Origin of the sequence: Sphingomonas sp. NPDC092440 (assembly GCF_044754985.1) — a bacterium.
Lineage (GTDB): Bacteria > Pseudomonadota > Alphaproteobacteria > Sphingomonadales > Sphingomonadaceae > Sphingomonas.
This window is the reverse complement of record NZ_JBIVQA010000005.1, coordinates 241,089-259,445: the sequence shown is the minus strand read 5'-3', so window position 1 is coordinate 259,445 and position 18,357 is coordinate 241,089. Positions and strand designations below refer to the sequence as shown.

Genomic DNA, 18,357 nt, shown 5'->3' with positions numbered 1-18,357 from the left:
GCTAACGCCCGGACGAAGCCGCCTCGAGCGCGCGGCGGACGGTGGTCCTCATCCAAATTCCGTCCCGCACTACATGCAGGACATTCCCGCGCCCTTTCAACAGCGTGGCGCCTCCACGCTCGGCAGGCGGAAGCCGGAAACTGCCGATTTGGCGACTGGTCTCTCTTTCGAGCTTCAGAATCGCAGCTCGGCAATTCTCCTCCTCATAGCCACCGGCCAGCATCACGACATCCCCCTCGACCGCGATGGCTCGCGCACCAACGATCGCATTTGACCAGAAAACCGGCTTTCCCCGCTCGACGCGCGCGATGGGGAAGTCCGAATAGAAACAGGCCCAGAGCGCGTTGCCCGCAAGGGTCATGGCATAGGCATCGTCCACGAGATGCCGGGCCGCGGTGGAATTGAACGACCAAAGCACTTTGCCCGCCGCATCGAACTGCACGATGCCACCGGAAGAAATCGCTCCACCGAAAACGCCTTCGTCGAAATAGCCGACCCAGAAAGTCCCGTCGGAGGCAGCGAGCAGATTCTCGATACCATCCCCCAGCGCGATCGCGGCGAGTTTGCGGCCATCGGCCGCGTAGATGCAGCCATTGCGCTCATGCGCCGCGGCACGTGACGATGCGACCAGCCATCGCCCATCCCTCCATCGATCGACTTCGGGATAATGGCCCGGGGGCACGATCACGACGTCCGTCTCGTCCGCACCGTCAAAGACGGACAGGCGGATCTTGTCCTTCCATAGATCCGGCATGCGAGATGCAAATTCGCCATTGCGGAGCGCTTCCAGAGCCTGCCGATATTCGCGATCAACGTCCCTTCGCGTCCGAATCAGGGCGAGACGCCCATCGGCAAGGGCCGCAAACCCGTAATCGAACCAACCGGCAGGAGGCGCGGGCAATGCGAACATGTCCGCGAAGGCGGACAGGTCCGTCACTTGTCCATTCCCGGCCGGTACGCCCGCACCACATGCCCCTTCAGCGCCTCGGGGTAGAAATAGACCGGCCGCAGGTCCCCCGCCGCATAGCGCCCGGCCTGGTCGGTGAAGTGCGGCGAGTCCGGATGCCCGCTCTCGCCGCCGGCGGTCACTGCCCAGGCCCGCACCTTCGGCCCGAACTCCACCGTCGCGACGAAGCTGTTGCCGCTCGTGCCGTAATAGCGCTTGGTCCCCGGCCAGCGCTTCGCGCCGAACGAAGCGAGCGAGCCCCATTGCGCCGAGGGGAAGGGCACCGGGATGCTCGGCTTCGCATCGTCGAACTTCTGGACGATCGCGCCGTCATTGCGCTGGAACCGGTTGATCTCGCCCCAGGGCACGCGCCAATCGCCGAAATCCTGGGTGAGGCGGTCCGCCGCCACGGCCAGCGCGTCGATCCGCTGCGCATCGGTGGCGCGCGTCGCCATCCAGTCCCACACCGAAATGCCTGCGTCCCTCGCCGGCTGGGCCCCGGGCGCCCAGAGCGCTTCGCCCCAGAACACCGCGAGCGAGGTCGCGGTCGATGCCGCTCCCCAGCGCCGGTCCCAGCCCCTGAGCAGCGCCACCGGCTCCGCGAGCCTGGCCTTGCGCACATCGCCGTCCGGCAGCTTCTCCCAGGCAGCGACCAGCCCGGGCAGCAGCCGGTCGAGCGCGGGCAGGAAGCTGTCATAGGCCGCCTCGCGCAGCGTCTCCGGCGTGAAGTCCGCCCGCGCGTTCAGCACCCGCAGCGCATGGGCGCCGCGCGGATTCTCGCCGGCCTGATCGAAATAGCGCGGGAAATCCGCCGCCCTGGGACTGTCCGCACCCGCCGCCGTCCAGGGCCAGTTGTTCACGTTGAAGGCCCAGCCATTTTTCGGGTTCACGGCCTGGGGCAGGCTGGCGAGGCTGTGCAGCCCCTTCCAGTCGGTCGCCGGATCGCTGCCGTCCACCGGCTTGCGATAGTCGAAGCGATCGTCGCGCGCCGGCATGAACTGCGGCATCAGGAACGCGATCTCGCCCCTGGAATCCGCGAACAGCGTGTTGTTGGAGCTGTTGGCCCTGAGCTCGGCCACCTTCATGAAGCCGGCATAGTCGGTGGCCTTGGTGCGCAGGAAGCTCTGCTGCAGCGCCGCCACTGGCTTGTTCATCAGCGCCACCGCGATCCACTTGCCGCTCTCCGTCATGCGGACGATCGGGCCGTGATGGGTGGCATAGGTCCGGAAGCTGCGCTGCGCCTGCGACCCGTTCGCCGTGCGATAGGACAGCGCGATCCTCTTCACCGTCACCGGCCGCGTCTCGGCACCATAGCGATAGCCCAGGACCGTGCCCGGTACGTTGCTGACGATGTCTTCCGCGAACTCGTCGACATTATCGACGCCGCTCGACGTATGCATCCAGCCCGCCTTTGCATTGAACCCCTGATAGATGAAGAACTGCCCCCAGGTGGCGGCGCCATAGACGTTCAGCCCCTCGCCGCTCGTCACCTGCTGCTCGGAGCGGAAGAAGAAGCTGGTGTGCGGGTTGATCAGCAGCAGCGCATGGCCGTTCTTCGTATGGCTGGGCGCGATCGCCATGCCGTTCGAGCCCTTGGGCTCCTTGAACACCAGCCCCTTCTCGGCCTCGGTCATCGCCAGGCGCTGCCTGCCGTAGAACGCCTCGAGCTGGCTCAAGGCCACCCGCTCGATATCGCCGCCGATGCTGCCTTCCGAAAAGCTCAGCGCCATCCACGGCTCGAAGCGGGCGAGCACGCGCGGCTTCACCTGCGGATGGGTGGCGAGATAATAGTTGAGCCCGTCCGCCCAGGCCTGCATCAGCTTGCGCAGCCAGGCCGGGCTCGCGGCATAGTCCGCCTTCAACGCTTCCGGATCGACGAACAGCCGCTGGCGCAGGTCCTGCCAGATCGCGCCCTCGCCCTCCGCCTCGGCAAGCCGGCCCAGGCTCACCAGATAGTTGGTCTCGATCCGGTTGAAGTCGTCCTCGGCCTGGGCATAGATCATGCCGAACACCGCATCGGCATCGGTCTTGCCCCGGATGTGCGCCACGCCCCAATCGTCGCGCGTGATCGTCACCCGCGCCGCTTCCGCCTTCCAGCGGGCGGCGTCGGTCTGGGCATGAGCGGAAGTGGAGGCGAGCAGCGCGGCAGCGAGCAGGAGGCGAGTCATGCCCGCCACCTTAAGCGCAGTTCGGCTCAGTCCGGAATCGTTTCGATGCCGACGATCTCGATTGCCTGCGCCCGCCCGCCGAAATCAACCCTCTCGCCTTCCTCGGCGCCGATCAGCGCCTGGGCGAGCGGCGCCTGGAACGAGAGGCGGTCCGCCGCCGGATCGGCCTCGTCATGGCCGACCAGATCGATCGCCCGCTCCTTGCCGTTCAGGCGGATCCGCACACGCGATCCGATGCCGGCCACGCCCTGCTCCGGCGCGGGCGCGACCTGCGCGGTGGTGCGGCGGGTGTTCCAATAGCGCAGCTCGCGCTTCAGCGCCGCGCGCGCTTCGTCGTCGCGCTCCGCCGCTACCGCGGCTTCCAGCGCGCCCGCCTTCGCCTCGATCAGCGCGAGCCCGCGCGCCGTGACCAGATTGGGCCCTGGCGGCAGCGGCAGCTCGAACTTCGGTTCCTTATGTTCCTCGTCGCTCTCGCGACGGAAGGCGACGCTCATGCCTGGGGAAGCTCCGCGATGCTCGACGAGACCTTCCAGAGATCGAGGCTGCCATCGGTTGCGTGGGCGTCGATCTCCGCCAGCTCTTCCGTACTGAAATCGAGATTGTTGACGGCGTCCAGCGAGTTGTCGAGCTGCTCCACCGTGCGCGCGCCGACCAGCGCCGAAGTGACGCGGGCGTCGCGCAGCACCCAGGCGATCGCCATCTGCGCCAGCGTCTGGCCGCGCCGCTGCGCGATCGCATGGAGCGCGCGGATGCGCGCGATATTGTCGTCCGAAAGCAGCCGCTGGTTCAGCGAGCCGCCTTTGGCCGCCCGGGCATCGTCGGGCACGCCGTTCAGATATTTGCTGCTCAGCATGCCCTGGGCGAGCGGCGAGAAGGCGATGCAGCCGGTGCCGAGCGCCCCCAGCGTGTCGAGCAGTTCGCCCTCGATCCAGCGGTTCAGCATCGAATAGCTTGGCTGATGGATCAGCAGCGGCACCTTGTGCTCGGCCAGGATCGCGGCGGCCTGGCGCGTCAGCTCGGGCGAATAGCTGGAGATGCCGACATAGAGCGCCTTGCCCTGGCGGTGGAGCTGGGCGAGCGCGCCCATCGTCTCCTCGAGCGGCGTCTTCGGATCGACGCGGTGCGAATAGAAGATGTCGACATAGTCGAGCCCCATCCGCTTCAGGCTCTGGTCGCACGAGGCGATGAGGTATTTCCGGGATCCGCCGACATCGCCATAGGGCCCGGGCCACATGTCCCAGCCCGCCTTGGTCGAGACGATCAGCTCGTCGCGGTGGCCGGCGAAGTCGCTCGCCAGCACGCGGCCGAAATTCTCCTCGGCCGAGCCATAGGGCGGGCCGTAATTGTTCGCGAGATCGAAATGGGTGACGCCCCGGTCGAATGCGCGGCGCAGCATCGCGCGTCCGGTCTCGAACACGTCGGTCCCACCGAAATTCTGCCAGAGGCCCAGGCTGATCGCCGGCAGGTCGAGCCCCGAGCGCCCGCAGCGACGATAGGGCATGCGCCCGTCATAGCGCGCGGGATCGGCGACATAGGGCTGGGGATGGGGCATGGCGATCCTCTTCCGACTGCGTTGTCAGCCGTCCCTATGCCCGCCGGGTCAGACCGTAAAGCTCTCGCCGCAGCCGCAGCTGCCCTTGGCATTGGGGTTCTGGAAGACGAAGCCGGCGGTGAAATCATCTTCCTGCCAGTCCATGGTCGAGCCGATCAGATACAGGACCGAGCCGCCATCGACATAGAAGGTGCCGCCGGGCGTCTCGATCTTCTCGTCGAACGGCTTGGCCTCGGTGACATAGTCGACCGAATAGGCCAGCCCCGAGCAGCCGCGGCGCGGCGTCGAGAGCCTGACGCCGACCGCGCCCTCGGGCGCCTTGGCCATCAGGTCGGCGATGCGCCGCTCGGCGGCCGGGGTCAGGATCAGCGCCGCGGGGCGCTGGCGGGTCGTGGTCTCGGTCATCGTCTTCTTCTCTCTCCCCTCCCGCTTGCGGGAGGGGTCGGGGGAGGGCGTGTACGATATGGGAAGAGCTGCGGCCTCCGTCAGCCCCTCCCCTGACCCCTCCCGCAAGCGGGAGGGGAACTTAGAGCATCCCCAGTTCGAGCTTGGCCTCGTCACTCATCTTCTGCGGATCCCAGGGCGGATCCCAGACGAGATTGACTTCGGCATGGCCGATCCCCGGCACCGAGCCGACGCGCAGCTCGACTTCGCCGGGCATGGATTCCGCCACCGGGCAGTGCGGCGTGGTCAGCGTCATCTGCACTGCGGCATGGCCGTCGGCGGTGATATCGACACCATAGATCAGGCCGAGATCATAGATGTTCACCGGGATCTCGGGATCGTAGATTTCCTTGAGCGCCGCGATCACCGCCTCATAGAGTTCGCCGCCCGGCTCGGTGCCCGCCAGCGCCTGGGGCTTTTGCGAGAGGAAGCCCGAGAGATAGTCGCGCTTGCGCTCGAACGTCTCCGCGATGCCCTCGGCCACGTCCGCCGATGTTTCGGTGGACGCATCGAACATGTCCGCCGATGTTTCGGTGGACGCATCGAACACGTCCTCGACGCGCGCCTTGGGCGGCGGCGCCACGGCATCCACTTCCTCGACTGCGATCTTGCGCTCCTGGTTCACCCGAAGATCCTCGTCACGCGTTCAATACCCTTCACCAGCGCGGCGATGTCGTCCGCGCCATTATAGACTCCGAAGCTCGCCCGCGCGGTGGCCGGCACGCCCAGCGCTTCCATCAGCGGCTGCGCGCAATGGTGCCCGGCGCGGATCGCGACATTGCCTTCGTCCAATATGGTGGCGACGTCGTGCGGATGCACCCCTTCCACTGCGAAGCTGACGATGCCGGCGCTGTCCTCGGGGCCGAACAGCCGGACCGAATTGAGCTGCGACAGCGCCTCGCGCGCCTGGCGCACCAGGGCCGCCTCATGCGCATGGATGCGCTCCAGCCCGATGCCCGCCACATAGTCGATCGCCGCATGCAGGCCGACCACGCCGACGATGTGCGGCGTCCCCGCCTCGAACCGGCCGGGCGGCGGGGCATAGGTCGTCTTCGCGAAGGTCACCCGGTCGATCATCGAGCCGCCGCCCTGATAGGGCGGCATCGCGTCGAGCAGCGCATAGCGGCCCCAGAGCACGCCGATGCCGGTGGGGCCATAGAGCTTGTGGCCCGACATCACATAGAAGTCGCAGCCGATCTCGCCGACATCGACGGGCATGCGCGGCACTGCCTGGCAGCCGTCGAGCAGGATCTTCGCGCCCACCCCATGCGCCAGCTCGGTCGCGCGCTTGGCGTCGAGCACCGATCCGAGCACGTTCGAGACATGCGCCAGCGCGACCAGCTTGTGCCGCTCGGTGAGCATCGCCGCCATCGCGTCGAGATCGATGCGCTGGTCGGGCATCAGCGGCACCACGTCGATCTCGGCGCCGACGCGCTCGGCCACCATCTGCCAGGGCACGATGTTCGAATGATGCTCGAGCGTGGAGAGCAGGATGCGGTCGCCGGGCTTGAGCTGGGTGCCGGCCCAGCATTGCGCGACCAGGTTGATCCCCTCGGTCGCGCCGCGGACGAACACGATCTCGTTCTCCGCCCCGCCCAGGAATTCCGCCACCCGCCGGCGCGCCGCCTCATAGGCGAGCGTCATGTCGGCCGAGCGCTGGTACACGCCGCGATGCACGGTGGCATAGGTCTCGCCATAGGCCCTGGCGATCGCATCGAGCACCGGCCGCGGCTTCTGCGACGTCGCCGCCGTGTCGAGATAATGCCAGCCCGCCGGGATCGCCGGGAAATCGGCGAGCAGGTCGAGGGGGCGGGCGTCGGCGGTTACGGTCATAGCGCGGTATCCAGCCAGCGATCCGCATCCGCCGCGAACGCTTCGCGCACCGCATCCTCGCCGATCCGGGCGAGCGCGTCCGCCACGAAAGCCCGGGTGAGCAGCGCCTTGGCCCGGCCCTCGTCGATGCCGCGGCTCTGCAGGTAGAAGAGCGCCTGCCGGTCCAGCTCGCCCACCGTGGCGCCATGCGCGCACTTCACGTCGTCGGCGAAGATCTCGAGCTCGGGCTTCAGGTTCACCGTCGCCGAGCGCTGGAGCAGCAGGCCGCGCAGCGACTGCTCGCCATCGGTCTGCTGCGCGCCGCGCGCCACTTCCACCCGCGCCGCCAGGCTGGCCGCCGACTTGTCCGCCGCCACCGCGCGCCACAACTGGCGCGAGGTGCCTTCGACGGCCTCGTGCCGCACCGCGACCGCGGCTTCCTGCCGCTGGCTGCCGGAAGTGAGCAGTGCCCCGCCCATCTCGGCGAACCCGCCCTTGCCGTTCACCAGCAGCGCCCCGTCGATCCGGCTGCCCATGGCACCGGCGCCGAGGAACACCGAGACCAGGCTCGCCGCCTCGCCCACTTCGGCCTCTTCGCGCAGCGAGACGAAGCCCGCCTCCTGGAGCAGCCGCACCGAGCGCATCAGCCGCGCGCCCCGCTCGAGGCAGAGCGTGGTCAGCCGGTTCGCCCAGCCGCTGCCGGCATAGGTCTCGATCACGCTGGCCACCGCATCCTCGGCCAGCATCAGCCGCGCCGGCACATGGCTTTCGCCGCCGGTGCCGACATGGACGATCTGGATCGCCGTCGCCGCATGCTCCCTGCCGAGATGCAGCGACCAGCCCTCGCCATCGGTGAGGCTGCCGAGCGGATGGTCGGTGGTGGCCAGTTGCTGCGTCACCTGCACCGGGCCCGGCCGGGAATGCGCGGGCTCGAAACGCCCGTCGACGAACAGCAGCCTGGCCCCTTCGATATCGAGGAACAGCCCGGCCGGATCGATCCCGGCATCGCCGCGCGGCATTTCGGCCGCCGCCTTGAGCGCCGCCATATCGGCCCAGCGCCATTCCTCCTGGCGCGGCGTGGGCAGTTCGAGCAGCGTGTTCACTGGCCCGCCCTCCAACCGCGCTTGAAATCGGCGAGCAGCGCGGGCTTGCGCTTGTCGATACAGACCTTCACCGCCGCGGAATCGCGCGCGCCCTTGCGGACGCACTGAGTCGCGGCACGGCAGAGCTGTTCGTCGAGCTTCGCATGGCCGCTCGACGCGCTGAGCGCGCAGCCGAGCTTGCCGCCGGCACCCTGGCTGACGGTCGCGGAGATCGCCGCGAGCCGGCGCCCGACGACTTCGATGTTCAGCTCGTCCTGCGGCGCAGGCGAGGTCTGCAGCACGAGGAGCAGGGACAGGATCATGCGGCCACCGCGCCATAGCCTTCGCGCTCCAGCGCGAGCGCCAGCTCGGGCCCGCCGGAGCGGACGATGCGGCCATCGGCGAGCACATGGACGAAGTCCGGCTGCACATAGTCGAGCAGCCGCTGATAATGGGTGATCAGCAGCACGGCCTTGTCGGGCGCGCGCATGATGCGGTTGATCCCCTCGCCCACTGCCTTCAGCGCGTCGATGTCGAGGCCGCTGTCGGTCTCGTCGAGGATCGCGAGCTTCGGTCCGATGATGCCCATCTGCACCATCTCGTTGCGCTTCTTCTCGCCGCCCGAGAAGCCGACATTGACCGGCCGCTTGAGCATTTCCGGGTCCATGCCCAGCGCATCGGCCTGCGCCCGTGCGAGCTTCATGAACTCGCCGCCCGAAAGCGGCGCCTCGCCCCGCGCCCGGCGCTGGCTGTTCAGCGCCTCGCGCACGAACTGCAGGTTGGAGATGCCCGGGATCTCGACCGGATATTGGAAGCCGAGGAACAGGCCCGCCGCGGCGCGCTCGTGCGGCGCCAGTTCGAGCAGGTCCTGCCCGTCGAACGCCACGCTGCCGCCGGTCGCGTCATAGCCGGGCCGGCCGCCCAGCACATAGCCGAGCGTCGACTTGCCGGCGCCGTTCGGGCCCATGATCGCATGGACCTCGCCCGCATTCACTTCGAGGCTCAGGCCCTTGAGGATTTCCTTGCCGTCGATTTCGGCACGGAGGTCGGTGATCTTCAACATCGCTTCGTTCATTCCTCGGGCGGCTCAGGGCCGCTTTTCTGACTTGTCGGCATCGTCGCGCTGCTGCGCGTTGCCCGTGGTGAAGCGCACCACCGGGCCGTCCGACGCCGGGTTCGTCGGCGGCGCGATCGGCTTGACGCGCTGGCGCTCGGTCTCGCGGCTGTCCTCGCCATTGCCGATGGGCCCGGCCAGGTCGGCGGAAAGCACCGGCTTGGGCTGCACCAGCTTGGGCAGTTCGAAGACTCCCGGCTTGCTCAACCCCGGCGCCGCCGGCGCCCTGGGTGCGCCGATCGCCGCGGCCTGTTCGAGTATGCTCAGCTCGCGGCAATCGGTCACTTCGTCGGCAGTCTTGGCGTAGCAGACCGGCGTCGCCTCGCAGGCAGTGGTGTCGCGCCGCTGGCTGCCGCTGGAGATCATCACCCGGCAGTTGCGCAACCGCCCGTCCGCGCCCTTGTCGAACAACATGGTGGTGCGCCCGAAGGTGGCGCGCACGACGATGTTCGCCTCGTCCTCGGCCGGCGCGGCGACGGCCTGCGTGGCGGGGACGTCCTGGGCGAATAGGAGGAGGGCGGCGGCGAGGATCACCCGACGCTGCCCTCCAGCGAAATCCCCAGCAGCTTCTGCGCTTCCACCGCGAATTCCATCGGCAGCTGTTGCAGCACTTCCTTGGCGAAGCCGTTGACGATCAGCGCCACCGCGGCCTCCTGGTCGAGCCCGCGCTGCATCGCGTAGAACATCTGGTCCTCGCTGATCTTCGAGGTGGTCGCCTCATGCTCGATCTGCGCGCTGGGGTTCTTCACTTCGATGTACGGCACGGTGTGCGCCCCGCACTGGTCGCCGAGCAGCAGGCTGTCGCACTGGGTGAAGTTGCGGACATTCTCCGCCGCCGCATTCACCAGCACGCGCCCCCGATAGGTGTTGTTCGACTTGCCCGCGCTGATTCCCTTGGAGACGATGGTCGAGCGGGTGTTCTTGCCGATGTGCAGCATCTTGGTGCCGGTATCGGCCTGCTGGCGGCCATTGGTGACCGCCACCGAATAGAATTCGCCCACCGAGCCATCGCCCTGCAGGATGCAGCTGGGATATTTCCAGGTGATCGCGCTGCCGGTCTCGACCTGGGTCCAGCTCACCTTCGAATTGGTGCCGGCGCACAGCGCGCGCTTGGTCACGAAGTTGAAGATGCCGCCGACGCCGTTCTCGTCGCCCGGATACCAGTTCTGGACAGTCGAATATTTGATCTCGGCATCGTCGAGCGCGACCAGCTCGACCACGGCGGCGTGGAGCTGGTTCTCGTCGCGCATCGGCGCGGTGCAGCCCTCGAGGTACGAGACATACGCGCCCTTGTCGGCAACGATCAGCGTGCGCTCGAACTGGCCGGTATTCTCGGCATTGATGCGGAAATAGGTGCTGAGCTCCATCGGGCAGCGCACGCCCTCCGGAATGTAGACGAAGGTACCGTCGGAAAAGACCGCGCTGTTGAGCGCCGAATAGAAATTGTCGCGCACCGGCACGACCTTGCCGAGCCACTTCCGCACCAGCTCGGGATATTCGCGGATCGCCTCCGAGATCGACAGGAAGATCACGCCCGCCGCCTTCAGCTCCTCGCGGAAAGTGGTCGCAACCGAGACGCTGTCGAACACCGCGTCCACCGCCACCTTGCGCGCGCCCTCGACTCCGGCGAGCACCTTCTGCTCCTCGATCGGGATGCCGAGCTTCTCATAGGTCCGCCGGATCTCGGGATCGAGATCGTCGAGGCTGTTGATCGTCTTCTTCTGCTTGGGCTCGGCGTAATAATAGGCGTCCTGATAGTCGATGTGCGGGATCGCCAGCTTCGCCCATTCCGGCAGCGTCATTTCCTGCCACATGCGGAACGCCTTCAGCCGCCAGTCGAGCATCCATTCGGGCTCGCCCTTCTTGGCCGAGATGTAGCGGACGGTGTCCTCGTTCAGCCCCTTGGGCGCGAACTCCTGCTCGACGTCCGAGGCGAAGCCCCATTCATATTTCTTGTTGGCGGCCGCCAGTGCTTCCGCGTTCTTCGTAGCCATGCTTACACCTGCTCCCCGGCCAGCGCCGGGGCCCGGGCCTGGTCGGCCGGATGCTGCGCCACGGCCTCGGCCGGAGCGCTGGAAAGTTGGGCGAGGGAAATGCCCGCGAGCGCGCCCTTTACAGCACCGTTCACGACATTCCAGTGCGGCTTCACCTTGCAGCTCTCCTGCACGCAGCAATCCTGCTTGCCGGCGTCCACGCAACTGGTGAGCGCGATCGGCCCCTCCACCGCCTCGACGATATCGGCCAGCGTGATCGCCGCGGGCGGCCGCGCCAGGCGGAAGCCGCCGCCGGTGCCGCGCGCGCTTTCGATCAGGCCGGCGGCGGAAAGCTTGCTCACCAGCTTCTGCACGGTGGGCAGCGGCAGCGCCGTCTCCTCGGCGAGCAGCGTCGCGTTGAGCCGGCACGACCCGCCGCAATGGCGCGCCGCGGCAGACATCATCACGACCGCATAGTCGGCAAGGCTAGAAAGACGCACGCACTTCCCTTGCTGGCCCGCATGCGCAACGGCGCGGCGGCCTCAATCGGACAAAAACGTTCCGATTGTGCAAATGGGCTCAGCGGCGCCGAAGGTCAACCGATTCGGGGATCACGTCCGGCAGGAAGTGGAAGGTTTCGTTGTCGAGCGTCACCGCCAGCACCGGATCGATGCCCGCGCGCAGCGACGTGGGCGTGTGGCCGGTAAAGTGCCGGATCTCGTTGATCAGGTGCGACTGGTCCGAGAACGGCTCCACCACATCGTCCACCGATGCGCCCTGATAGATGCGCATCGCGGCGCCGATCGCGCGGAACTTGCGCTTCAGATGGGCGGGCGAGCCGGCGAAATAGTCCTTGCACAGCCGCTGCACCTGGCGCTCGCCGATGTTCGAGCTGCGGCGGATGCGCGCATAGAGGTCGTCGATCGTCGGATCGGTGGTCGCCGCCCATTCGCGCACCGCGCGCAGGAAGATCAGGTGCGCCGGCGGCACCGGCTTCACTTCGTGCTGGCGCATCGTGAGCAGCGGCTCGATCTCGCCGATCATCTCCTCCAGCGTCTCCATCCGGTGGAGCCGGTGCCAGAGCAGCCCGGCCTGCTCGCAGAACAGCTTCTCGCCGTCGACGATATGATCGGCGACCTTATGGGCCGGCACGCCGATCAGCGCCTTCCACCCGATCGCGCGCAGCGACACGCCGAAACAGTGGAAAGGCCCGCGGATCTTGTAGGTGGCCGCGGCGGTGCCCGGGCCGTTGACCATCACCCGCCGGGTCTTCTCGACATGGCCGTCGGGGAACAGGACCTCGCCCTCGCCCTTGATGACGAAGCGGAGCTGGCCGAGATCGACGCGCTCGATCCCCTCGATGTCCTTCGCGTCATGCCGGTAGAGATAATAGGACTCGACGTGCGGGAGCAGCGCGCCTTCCGCCTTGCGGAATTCGATCTGCGGCCGCGGATCGCGGTCATTCTCGGCGGCCGGTTGGGCCGGTTTCATCCTGGTTGCGCCCCGCATTTATGCCCTGTCGATCCGAGACTCCTGCCTGCCCGGATTCCTTATTTTCTGAAGCAAATATACCGCGCGGTCGCAGAATAGAAAAGTGGCCCGGTCGGCCGAAGCCAGACCGGGCCAAAAGGAAAGGGTTCCCCCATTGAGCGGAAACCCCTCGGGTCGCAGCTTCCACCTAGCCGAGCCGGGCGCGACGGTATTGGAAGGAATCGACATACGCAGCTTTACGGAGGGAAAAAGCGATGCGAAGGCCATTCGCCATGGCTTATCCGCTCCGCTCCGCGCTGTTCGCGCTCGATGCCGAAAGGGCGCATCGCGCCGCCATCCGCGCGCTCGCGCTCTGGGGATCGCTCGGCACGGTTTTTAGATCCGAAATGGTGGAAACACCCGTCCAATTGGGAGGATTGACCTTTCCCAATCGACTCGGCCTGGCCGCCGGGCTCGACAAGGATGCCGAGGCGATTCCCGGCCTGTTCGGCCTGGGCTTCGGCGCGGTCGAGGTGGGCACGCTCACGCCCCGCCCCCAGGGCGGCAATCCCCGGCCCCGCCTGTTCCGCCTGCCCGAGGACGAAGCGGTGATCAACCGCATGGGCTTCAACAATGGCGGGATCGACGCGGCGCTGGCGCGCATCGCCCGGCTGGGGCCGCGCCGGGGCATGCTCGGCATCAATGTCGGCGCGAACAAGGACAGCGCGGACCGAGTCGCCGACTATGCGCTCGGCGTCGGCAAGGCGGCCGCGCATGCCGATTACGTCACGATCAACGTCAGCTCGCCCAACACGCCTGGCCTGCGCGACCTCCAGTCGCGCCCGGCGCTCGACGAGTTGCTCGCCGCCAGCGATGCGGCGCGCGGGCGGACGCCTCTGTTCCTCAAGGTCGCGCCCGATCTCGACCGTGCCGGCCTGGAAGGGGCGATCCGGGCGGCGCTCGACAACAGGATCGACGCGCTGATCGTCTCGAACACCACCATTTCGCGCCCGCCGCTCCGCTCGGCCCATGCCGGCGAGACGGGCGGCCTGTCCGGCAAGCCGCTCGCCCCGCTCGCCCGGCAGAAACTGGCCGAGGCGGCGGAGATCGCCGCGGGCGCGCTGCCGCTGATCTCGGTGGGCGGGATCGACGGCCCGGACGAAGCGCGGCGCCGCATCGATGCGGGCGCCACGCTCGTCCAGCTCTATTCGGCGCTGGTGTTCAAGGGACCGGGCCTGCCCCGCGCCATCGCCCGGGCGCTGCGCTAGGTCGGGGGCTCATATTCCTCCTTCGTCGCCCCGGCCCTGAGCCCGGGTCCCGCTGTCTCGCCAGCGCAGGAAGCAGCGGGATCCCGGCGCAAGGCCGGGATGACGGCGGGGAATCAGATACTTGTTTGGGTTCTCAACCTAGGGTTCCGCCCCTAGCCCGCAAGCTTCCGCAGCCGCAGCGCAAGCGCGACATAGGCCGCGCCGCCCAGGATCGCGAGCCAGGCGATCAGCCAGACCAGGCCGATGGCGCCGGCGACCGGCCAGGCGAGGATCGCCACGCCGAAGCCGATCGAGACCAGCCCGGCGAGGATCAGGAAGAGCTCGCCCTCGATCTCCTTGCGCAGCGCGATCGCGCCCGCCGCCTCCATCGCGCCGGTGACGATCGCCCAGGCGGCGATCAGCAGCAGCAGCACCTGCACGGTGATGCCCGGCCAGATGATGGTGAGCAGGCCGGCGGCGATTCCCGCCAGCCCGGTGAGCGCCAGCCACCAGCGCGGCGTGTCGCCACTGCGCATGCCCGACAGCGACGCGGCCAGCGCGAACGCGCCGTCGACCAGCGCATAGGCGCCCCAGACCAGCGCCAGGGTGAGCAGCGCCAGGCCCGGCCACAGCAGCGCGAGGATACCGAAGGCGATGCCGACGATGCCGCGCAGCAGGAACAGCCACCAGCGCTTGCCGAGCGCGCGCAGCAGCGAGGGGGAAGTTGCAAATGTCGAGCCGTCCGTCATGCTAGCCCTCCTTCGGAAGCGCGCACCCGTCCGCCACGGCCGGGCACCGGCGCCTCGCCGTCCACCAGATTGCGCCCGGTTATACCCTTGCGCAATCATCCGATCGCCTGCCGCCTGACGTAGCGTCTTTGCGCTCCGGCCAAAGCCCGCTACGGCTTGCCGGATGAAGAAGCTGTTCCTGCTGCTCGCCCTTCTCGCCGCTCCCGCCGCGGCTTCCGCCCAGGGCGTGGTGAGCGCCGCCGACCCCCGCGCCGCGGCGGCGGGCACCGAGATCCTCAATGCCGGCGGCAGCGCCACCGACGCGGCGATCGCGACGATGCTCGCGCTGAACGTCGTCGAGCCGCAGAGCGCCGGCATCGGCGGCGGCGCCTTCTTCCTCCAATATGACGTGAAGACCGGCAAGATCGCCACGGTCGACGGGCGCGAGGCCGCGCCGATGGCCGCGAACGACCATTGGTTCTACGGCGCCGACGGCCAGCCGCTCAGCCATATGGCGGCGGTGCCGGGCGGGCGCAGCGTCGGCGTACCGGGCACGCTGCGCGCCATGGCCAAGGCGCATGCCCGCGCCGGCAAGCTGCCCTGGGCCCGGCTGTTCGCACCGGCGATCCGGCTGGCGCGCGACGGCTTCGACGTCTCGCCCCGGCTCGCCAACGCGCTGCGCAACTATGCGCCGCATGTCGATGCCGGCGTCCGCGCGATCTATTACCAGGCCGATGGCAAGCCGCTCGCCGCCGGCGCGCGCGCGACCAATCCGCAGCAGGCCGCGCTGCTGGAACGCGTCGCGAAGTTCGGCCCCGACAGCTTCTATGTCGGCCCGCAGGCGGAGAAGCTGGTCGCGACGGTGAACGGCGCGGCGCGCAACCCGTCCAAGATGACCGTCGGCGACCTTGCCGCCTATGACGCCAAGGAGCGGCCGGTGCTGTGCGGCAGCTACCGTGCCTACAAGATCTGCTCGATGGGCCCGCCTTCCTCGGGCGGCGTCACCGTGATGATGATCCTCGCCCAGCTCGAGCGCTTCGACATGGCGAAGCTCGGCAAGGACAATCCCGTCGCCTGGCACCTGTTCGCCGAAAGCTCGCGCCTCGCCTATGCCGATCGCGACCTCTATGTCGGCGATCCCGATTATGTGCAGGTGCCGATCGCCGGCCTGCTCGACCGCGACTATCTCGCCGGCCGCTCGGCGCTGATCAGCCCGGACGGCACCATGGCCGAAGTGAAGGCCGGCACCCCCCCGGGCGCGCCGAAGCGCATCGCGGTGAAGCCGCAGGAAGTGCCGGGCACCACATCGCTCTCGGTGGTCGACAAGGCCGGCAACGTCGCCCAGGTGACCACCACGATCGAAGGCGCATTCGGCTCGGGCCTGTCGGTGGACGGCGTGATGCTCAACAACGAGCTCACCGATTTCGACATCGTGCCCGAGAAGGACGGCTATCTCGTCGCCAACCGGGTGGAGGGCGGCAAGCGCCCGCGCAGCTCGATGGCGCCGACGATCGTCTATGGCCCGGACGGCAAGGTCCGCATCGCGATCGGCGCGGCCGGCGGCTCGACGATCATCGCCCAGGTCGCCAAGGCGCTGGTCGGCGTGATCGACTGGAAGCTCTCGGCCCAGGACGCGATCGGCCTCGGCCTGCTCTATGCGCCCGGCAAGATGGCGATCGCCGAGAAGGGCACCCAGCTCGATGCGATGGTCCCGGCCCTCCAGGCGCTGGGCGAGAAGGTGCAATCGGGCCCGCTCGGGCTCAAGATGAACGCGGTCGAGCGGGTCGGGGGCCGCTGGACCGGCGGTGCCGATCCGCGCAGCGAAGGCGTCGTGATGGACCAACAGGGCCATATGACCGTTATTCAGCGCGTGGGCGCGCAGCCGAACCGGCCGTCGGAATGAAGTCGGGGGAAGCGGGACGCTCCGGACAAGGGGCGCCCGTAATGGGGAGAGGGAATGCGTAGGCTCGAACGGTTCGACAATCTGGTCCAGATGTTCTTCGCGCGGGCGAAGGAAAAGGGCGACGCGCCCTTCCTGTGGCACAAGGACGAAGGGACATGGCGGCCGACCAGCTGGGCCGATGCGGCCCGCCAGGTGGCGAGCCTGGCCGCGGCGCTGACCGCGCTCGGCCTGAAGCGCGGCGACCGGGTGATGCTCGTCTCGGAGAATCGCCCGGAATTCTGCATCAGCGACCTGGCGATCATGGCCGCGGGCTGCGTGACCGTGCCGACCTACACCACCAACACCGAGCGCGACCACCAGCACATCATCGAGAATTCGGGCGCCTGCGCGATCATCGTCTCGAACACCAAGCTGGCCAAGGCACTGCTTCCCGCCGCGATCCGTGCTTCCTCGGCCCGGATGGTGATCGGCATCGAGGAACTGCGCGTCGCCCAGCAGGGCAGCCTGGAATTCCATGACTGGCGCGCGCTGGTCGCGAAGCACGACACCGATCCGCGCGGCCTTTCCTGCACCTTCCGCCGCGAGGACCTGGCCTGCATCATCTATACCAGCGGCACGGGCGGCAGCCCGCGCGGCGTGATGCAGCATCACGGCGCGATCCTGCACAATGTCGAGGCGTGCTGCGCGCTGATCAGCGAGGATTTCGGCTGGGAGGACGAGGTGTTCCTCTCCTTCCTGCCGCTTTCCCATGCCTATGAGCATACCGGCGGCCAGCATTTCCCGATCGGGCTCGGCGCGCAGATCTATTATGCCGAGGGGCTGGAAAAGCTCGCCTCGAACATCGAGGAAGTGCGCCCGACGATCATGGTCGTCGTGCCGCGCCTGTTCGAAGTGCTGCGCACCCGCATCGTCAAGCAGGTGGAGAAGCAGGGCAGCTTCGCCAATTTCCTGCTCGACAAGGCCGTGGCGATCGGCGGGCGCAAGGCGGCGGGCGCCGGGCGCCTGTCCGACCTGCCGATGAACCTGTTCCTCGGCGCCACGCTCAAGCCCAAGCTTTCGAAGAAGTTCGGCGGGCGGATCAAGGCGATGGTCTCGGGCGGCGCGCCGCTCAACCCCGAGGTCGGCATCTTCTTCCAGAGCCTCGGCCTCACCTTCCTCCAGGGCTATGGCCAGACCGAGGCGGCGCCGGTGATCTCGTGCAACCGCCCCAAGGCGGGGCTCAAGATGGACACGGTCGGCCCGCCGCTCGAGGGGGTGGAGGTGCGCATCGCCGACGATGGCGAGATATTGGTGCGCGGCGAGCTCGTGATGCACGGCTATTGGCGCAACGAGGAAGAGACGAAGCGGGTCCTGCGGAACGGCTGGCTCTATACCGGCGACATCGGCCATATCGACGAGAAGGGCCGGATCAAGATCACCGATCGCAAGAAGGACATCATCGTCAACGACAAGGGCGACAATGTCGCGCCGCAGAAGGTGGAGGGCATGCTGACTCTCCAGCCCGAGATCGTCCAGGCGATGATCGCCGGCGACCGCAAGCCCTATATGAGCGCGGTGATCGTTCCCGATCCGGAATGGACCGCCGAATGGTGCGCCCGGACCGCGACCAAATGCGACTTCAGGGAACTGGCCCATGATCCCGACTACAAGGCGGCGCTGGGCGCGGCGGTGGAGCGGGTGAACAAGGACCTGTCGGTGATCGAGCGGGTCCGCAAGTTCCTGGTCGCCGACGAGCCCTTCACGATCGAGAACGAGCAGCTGACGCCCAGCCTCAAGATCCGCCGGCACATATTGAAGGCCGTCTATGGCGAACGGCTGGACGCGCTGTACCGGAATTAGGACGTATCGATATTCCTCTCCCCTCCGTCATGCTGAACTCGTTTCAGCATCCAACTCTCCCCAAGCGATATCCTGCGAG

18 protein-coding genes are annotated in these 18,357 nt (G+C 67.8%); 3 read left to right on the top strand and 15 right to left on the bottom strand.

All coding sequences use genetic code 11. The features are described from left to right. Nucleotide 1: 1 nt before the first annotated feature. The 14 genes from ACIQCS_RS10895 to ACIQCS_RS10830 all read right to left on the bottom strand — a co-directional run bounded on the left by ACIQCS_RS10895 (nucleotide 2) and on the right by ACIQCS_RS10830 (nucleotide 12,582). Nucleotides 2-937 carry a hypothetical protein gene (locus tag ACIQCS_RS10895; RefSeq protein WP_345850031.1) on the bottom strand — a complete coding sequence of 312 codons (936 nt, stop codon included), beginning with the start codon at nucleotides 935-937 and terminating at the stop codon, nucleotides 2-4. Beyond that, nucleotides 934-3,114 (bottom strand): penicillin acylase family protein, encoded by a 2,181-nt coding sequence (locus ACIQCS_RS10890; RefSeq protein WP_345850030.1) that lies wholly within the window; start codon nucleotides 3,112-3,114, stop codon nucleotides 934-936. The genes ACIQCS_RS10895 and ACIQCS_RS10890 overlap by 4 nt, the downstream gene beginning before the upstream one ends. A gap of 26 nt (nucleotides 3,115-3,140) precedes the next feature. After that, entirely contained in the window at nucleotides 3,141-3,608 is a 468-nt protein-coding gene (locus ACIQCS_RS10885) for a GreA/GreB family elongation factor (protein ID WP_345850029.1), read from the bottom strand. Then, nucleotides 3,605-4,666, bottom strand: a complete 1,062-nt coding sequence (mgrA, locus tag ACIQCS_RS10880) for an L-glyceraldehyde 3-phosphate reductase (protein WP_345850028.1) — start codon at nucleotides 4,664-4,666, stop codon at nucleotides 3,605-3,607. The genes ACIQCS_RS10885 and mgrA overlap by 4 nt, the downstream gene beginning before the upstream one ends. 48 nt (nucleotides 4,667-4,714) lie before the next feature. Further along, nucleotides 4,715-5,071, bottom strand: coding sequence for an iron-sulfur cluster assembly accessory protein (locus ACIQCS_RS10875; RefSeq protein ID WP_345850027.1), 357 nt, complete (start codon nucleotides 5,069-5,071; stop codon nucleotides 4,715-4,717). 121 nt (nucleotides 5,072-5,192) lie between these two features. Continuing rightward, on the bottom strand, nucleotides 5,193-5,735 hold the full coding sequence (locus tag ACIQCS_RS10870) for an SUF system Fe-S cluster assembly protein (protein WP_345850026.1): 543 nt from the start codon (nucleotides 5,733-5,735) through the stop codon (nucleotides 5,193-5,195). Then, entirely contained in the window at nucleotides 5,732-6,943 is a 1,212-nt protein-coding gene (locus tag ACIQCS_RS10865; RefSeq protein ID WP_345850025.1) for a cysteine desulfurase, read from the bottom strand. Before ACIQCS_RS10865 ends, ACIQCS_RS10870 begins: the two co-directional genes overlap by 4 nt. Then, nucleotides 6,940-7,968, bottom strand: a complete 1,029-nt coding sequence (locus tag ACIQCS_RS10860; protein WP_401530871.1) for a SufD family Fe-S cluster assembly protein — start codon at nucleotides 7,966-7,968, stop codon at nucleotides 6,940-6,942. The genes ACIQCS_RS10865 and ACIQCS_RS10860 overlap by 4 nt, the downstream gene beginning before the upstream one ends. 53 nt (nucleotides 7,969-8,021) lie before the next feature. Then, a complete protein-coding gene (locus tag ACIQCS_RS10855; protein WP_345850023.1) occupies nucleotides 8,022-8,327 on the bottom strand; it encodes a hypothetical protein in 306 nt (101 codons plus the stop codon). After that, a complete protein-coding gene (gene sufC, locus ACIQCS_RS10850) occupies nucleotides 8,324-9,067 on the bottom strand; it encodes a Fe-S cluster assembly ATPase SufC (RefSeq protein ID WP_345850022.1) in 744 nt (247 codons plus the stop codon). The genes ACIQCS_RS10855 and sufC overlap by 4 nt, the downstream gene beginning before the upstream one ends. A 24-nt stretch (nucleotides 9,068-9,091) precedes the next feature. Beyond that, a complete protein-coding gene (locus tag ACIQCS_RS10845; RefSeq protein ID WP_345850021.1) occupies nucleotides 9,092-9,652 on the bottom strand; it encodes a hypothetical protein in 561 nt (186 codons plus the stop codon). Further along, complete coding sequence (gene sufB / locus ACIQCS_RS10840) at nucleotides 9,649-11,112, bottom strand: Fe-S cluster assembly protein SufB (protein WP_345850020.1); 1,464 nt, start codon at nucleotides 11,110-11,112, stop codon at nucleotides 9,649-9,651. Before sufB ends, ACIQCS_RS10845 begins: the two co-directional genes overlap by 4 nt. A gap of 2 nt (nucleotides 11,113-11,114) precedes the next feature. Then, nucleotides 11,115-11,591 carry an SUF system Fe-S cluster assembly regulator gene (locus ACIQCS_RS10835; RefSeq protein ID WP_280279568.1) on the bottom strand — a complete coding sequence of 159 codons (477 nt, stop codon included), beginning with the start codon at nucleotides 11,589-11,591 and terminating at the stop codon, nucleotides 11,115-11,117. A 79-nt stretch (nucleotides 11,592-11,670) separates the two neighbouring features. Next, nucleotides 11,671-12,582, bottom strand: a complete 912-nt coding sequence (locus tag ACIQCS_RS10830; protein ID WP_345850019.1) for a DUF6597 domain-containing transcriptional factor — start codon at nucleotides 12,580-12,582, stop codon at nucleotides 11,671-11,673. 272 nt (nucleotides 12,583-12,854) lie between these two features. On the opposite strand from ACIQCS_RS10830, the gene ACIQCS_RS10825 reads away from it, so the two are divergent. After that, nucleotides 12,855-13,829: a quinone-dependent dihydroorotate dehydrogenase gene (locus tag ACIQCS_RS10825; RefSeq protein ID WP_345850018.1), complete on the top strand. Its 975-nt coding sequence runs from the start codon at nucleotides 12,855-12,857 to the stop codon at nucleotides 13,827-13,829. 152 nt (nucleotides 13,830-13,981) lie between these two features. Here the strand turns inward: ACIQCS_RS10825 and ACIQCS_RS10820 are convergent, their stop codons facing one another. Continuing rightward, nucleotides 13,982-14,557 carry an HdeD family acid-resistance protein gene (locus tag ACIQCS_RS10820; protein WP_280279571.1) on the bottom strand — a complete coding sequence of 192 codons (576 nt, stop codon included), beginning with the start codon at nucleotides 14,555-14,557 and terminating at the stop codon, nucleotides 13,982-13,984. Between the two features lie 163 nt (nucleotides 14,558-14,720). Between ACIQCS_RS10820 and ggt the strand changes: the two genes are divergently transcribed. Further along, nucleotides 14,721-16,439, top strand: a complete 1,719-nt coding sequence (gene ggt / locus ACIQCS_RS10815; RefSeq protein WP_345850017.1) for a gamma-glutamyltransferase — start codon at nucleotides 14,721-14,723, stop codon at nucleotides 16,437-16,439. 54 nt (nucleotides 16,440-16,493) lie between these two features. Continuing rightward, nucleotides 16,494-18,278 (top strand): AMP-dependent synthetase/ligase, encoded by a 1,785-nt coding sequence (locus ACIQCS_RS10810; RefSeq protein ID WP_345850016.1) that lies wholly within the window; start codon nucleotides 16,494-16,496, stop codon nucleotides 18,276-18,278. The last annotated feature ends 79 nt before the right edge of the window (nucleotides 18,279-18,357 follow it).

What these genes read in the sequence shown, in the direction of transcription:
- sufB (WP_345850020.1), bottom strand. Translation starts at nt 11,112, where the DNA reads ATGGCTACGAAGAACGCGGAAGCACTGGCGGCCGCCAACAAGAAATAT.
- ACIQCS_RS10865 (WP_345850025.1), bottom strand. Translation starts at nt 6,943, where the DNA reads ATGACCGTAACCGCCGACGCCCGCCCCCTCGACCTGCTCGCCGATTTC.
- ggt (WP_345850017.1), top strand. Translation starts at nt 14,721, where the DNA reads ATGAAGAAGCTGTTCCTGCTGCTCGCCCTTCTCGCCGCTCCCGCCGCG.
- ACIQCS_RS10855 (WP_345850023.1), bottom strand. Translation starts at nt 8,327, where the DNA reads ATGATCCTGTCCCTGCTCCTCGTGCTGCAGACCTCGCCTGCGCCGCAG.
- ACIQCS_RS10830 (WP_345850019.1), bottom strand. Translation starts at nt 12,582, where the DNA reads ATGAAACCGGCCCAACCGGCCGCCGAGAATGACCGCGATCCGCGGCCG.
- ACIQCS_RS10885 (WP_345850029.1), bottom strand. Translation starts at nt 3,608, where the DNA reads ATGAGCGTCGCCTTCCGTCGCGAGAGCGACGAGGAACATAAGGAACCG.
- ACIQCS_RS10860 (WP_401530871.1), bottom strand. Translation starts at nt 7,968, where the DNA reads ATGGCGGCGCTCAAGGCGGCGGCCGAAATGCCGCGCGGCGATGCCGGG.
- ACIQCS_RS10875 (WP_345850027.1), bottom strand. Translation starts at nt 5,071, where the DNA reads ATGACCGAGACCACGACCCGCCAGCGCCCCGCGGCGCTGATCCTGACC.
- ACIQCS_RS10810 (WP_345850016.1), top strand. Translation starts at nt 16,494, where the DNA reads ATGCGTAGGCTCGAACGGTTCGACAATCTGGTCCAGATGTTCTTCGCG.
- ACIQCS_RS10820 (WP_280279571.1), bottom strand. Translation starts at nt 14,557, where the DNA reads ATGACGGACGGCTCGACATTTGCAACTTCCCCCTCGCTGCTGCGCGCG.
- sufC (WP_345850022.1), bottom strand. Translation starts at nt 9,067, where the DNA reads ATGTTGAAGATCACCGACCTCCGTGCCGAAATCGACGGCAAGGAAATC.
- ACIQCS_RS10825 (WP_345850018.1), top strand. Translation starts at nt 12,855, where the DNA reads ATGGCTTATCCGCTCCGCTCCGCGCTGTTCGCGCTCGATGCCGAAAGG.
- ACIQCS_RS10890 (WP_345850030.1), bottom strand. Translation starts at nt 3,114, where the DNA reads ATGACTCGCCTCCTGCTCGCTGCCGCGCTGCTCGCCTCCACTTCCGCT.
- mgrA (WP_345850028.1), bottom strand. Translation starts at nt 4,666, where the DNA reads ATGCCCCATCCCCAGCCCTATGTCGCCGATCCCGCGCGCTATGACGGG.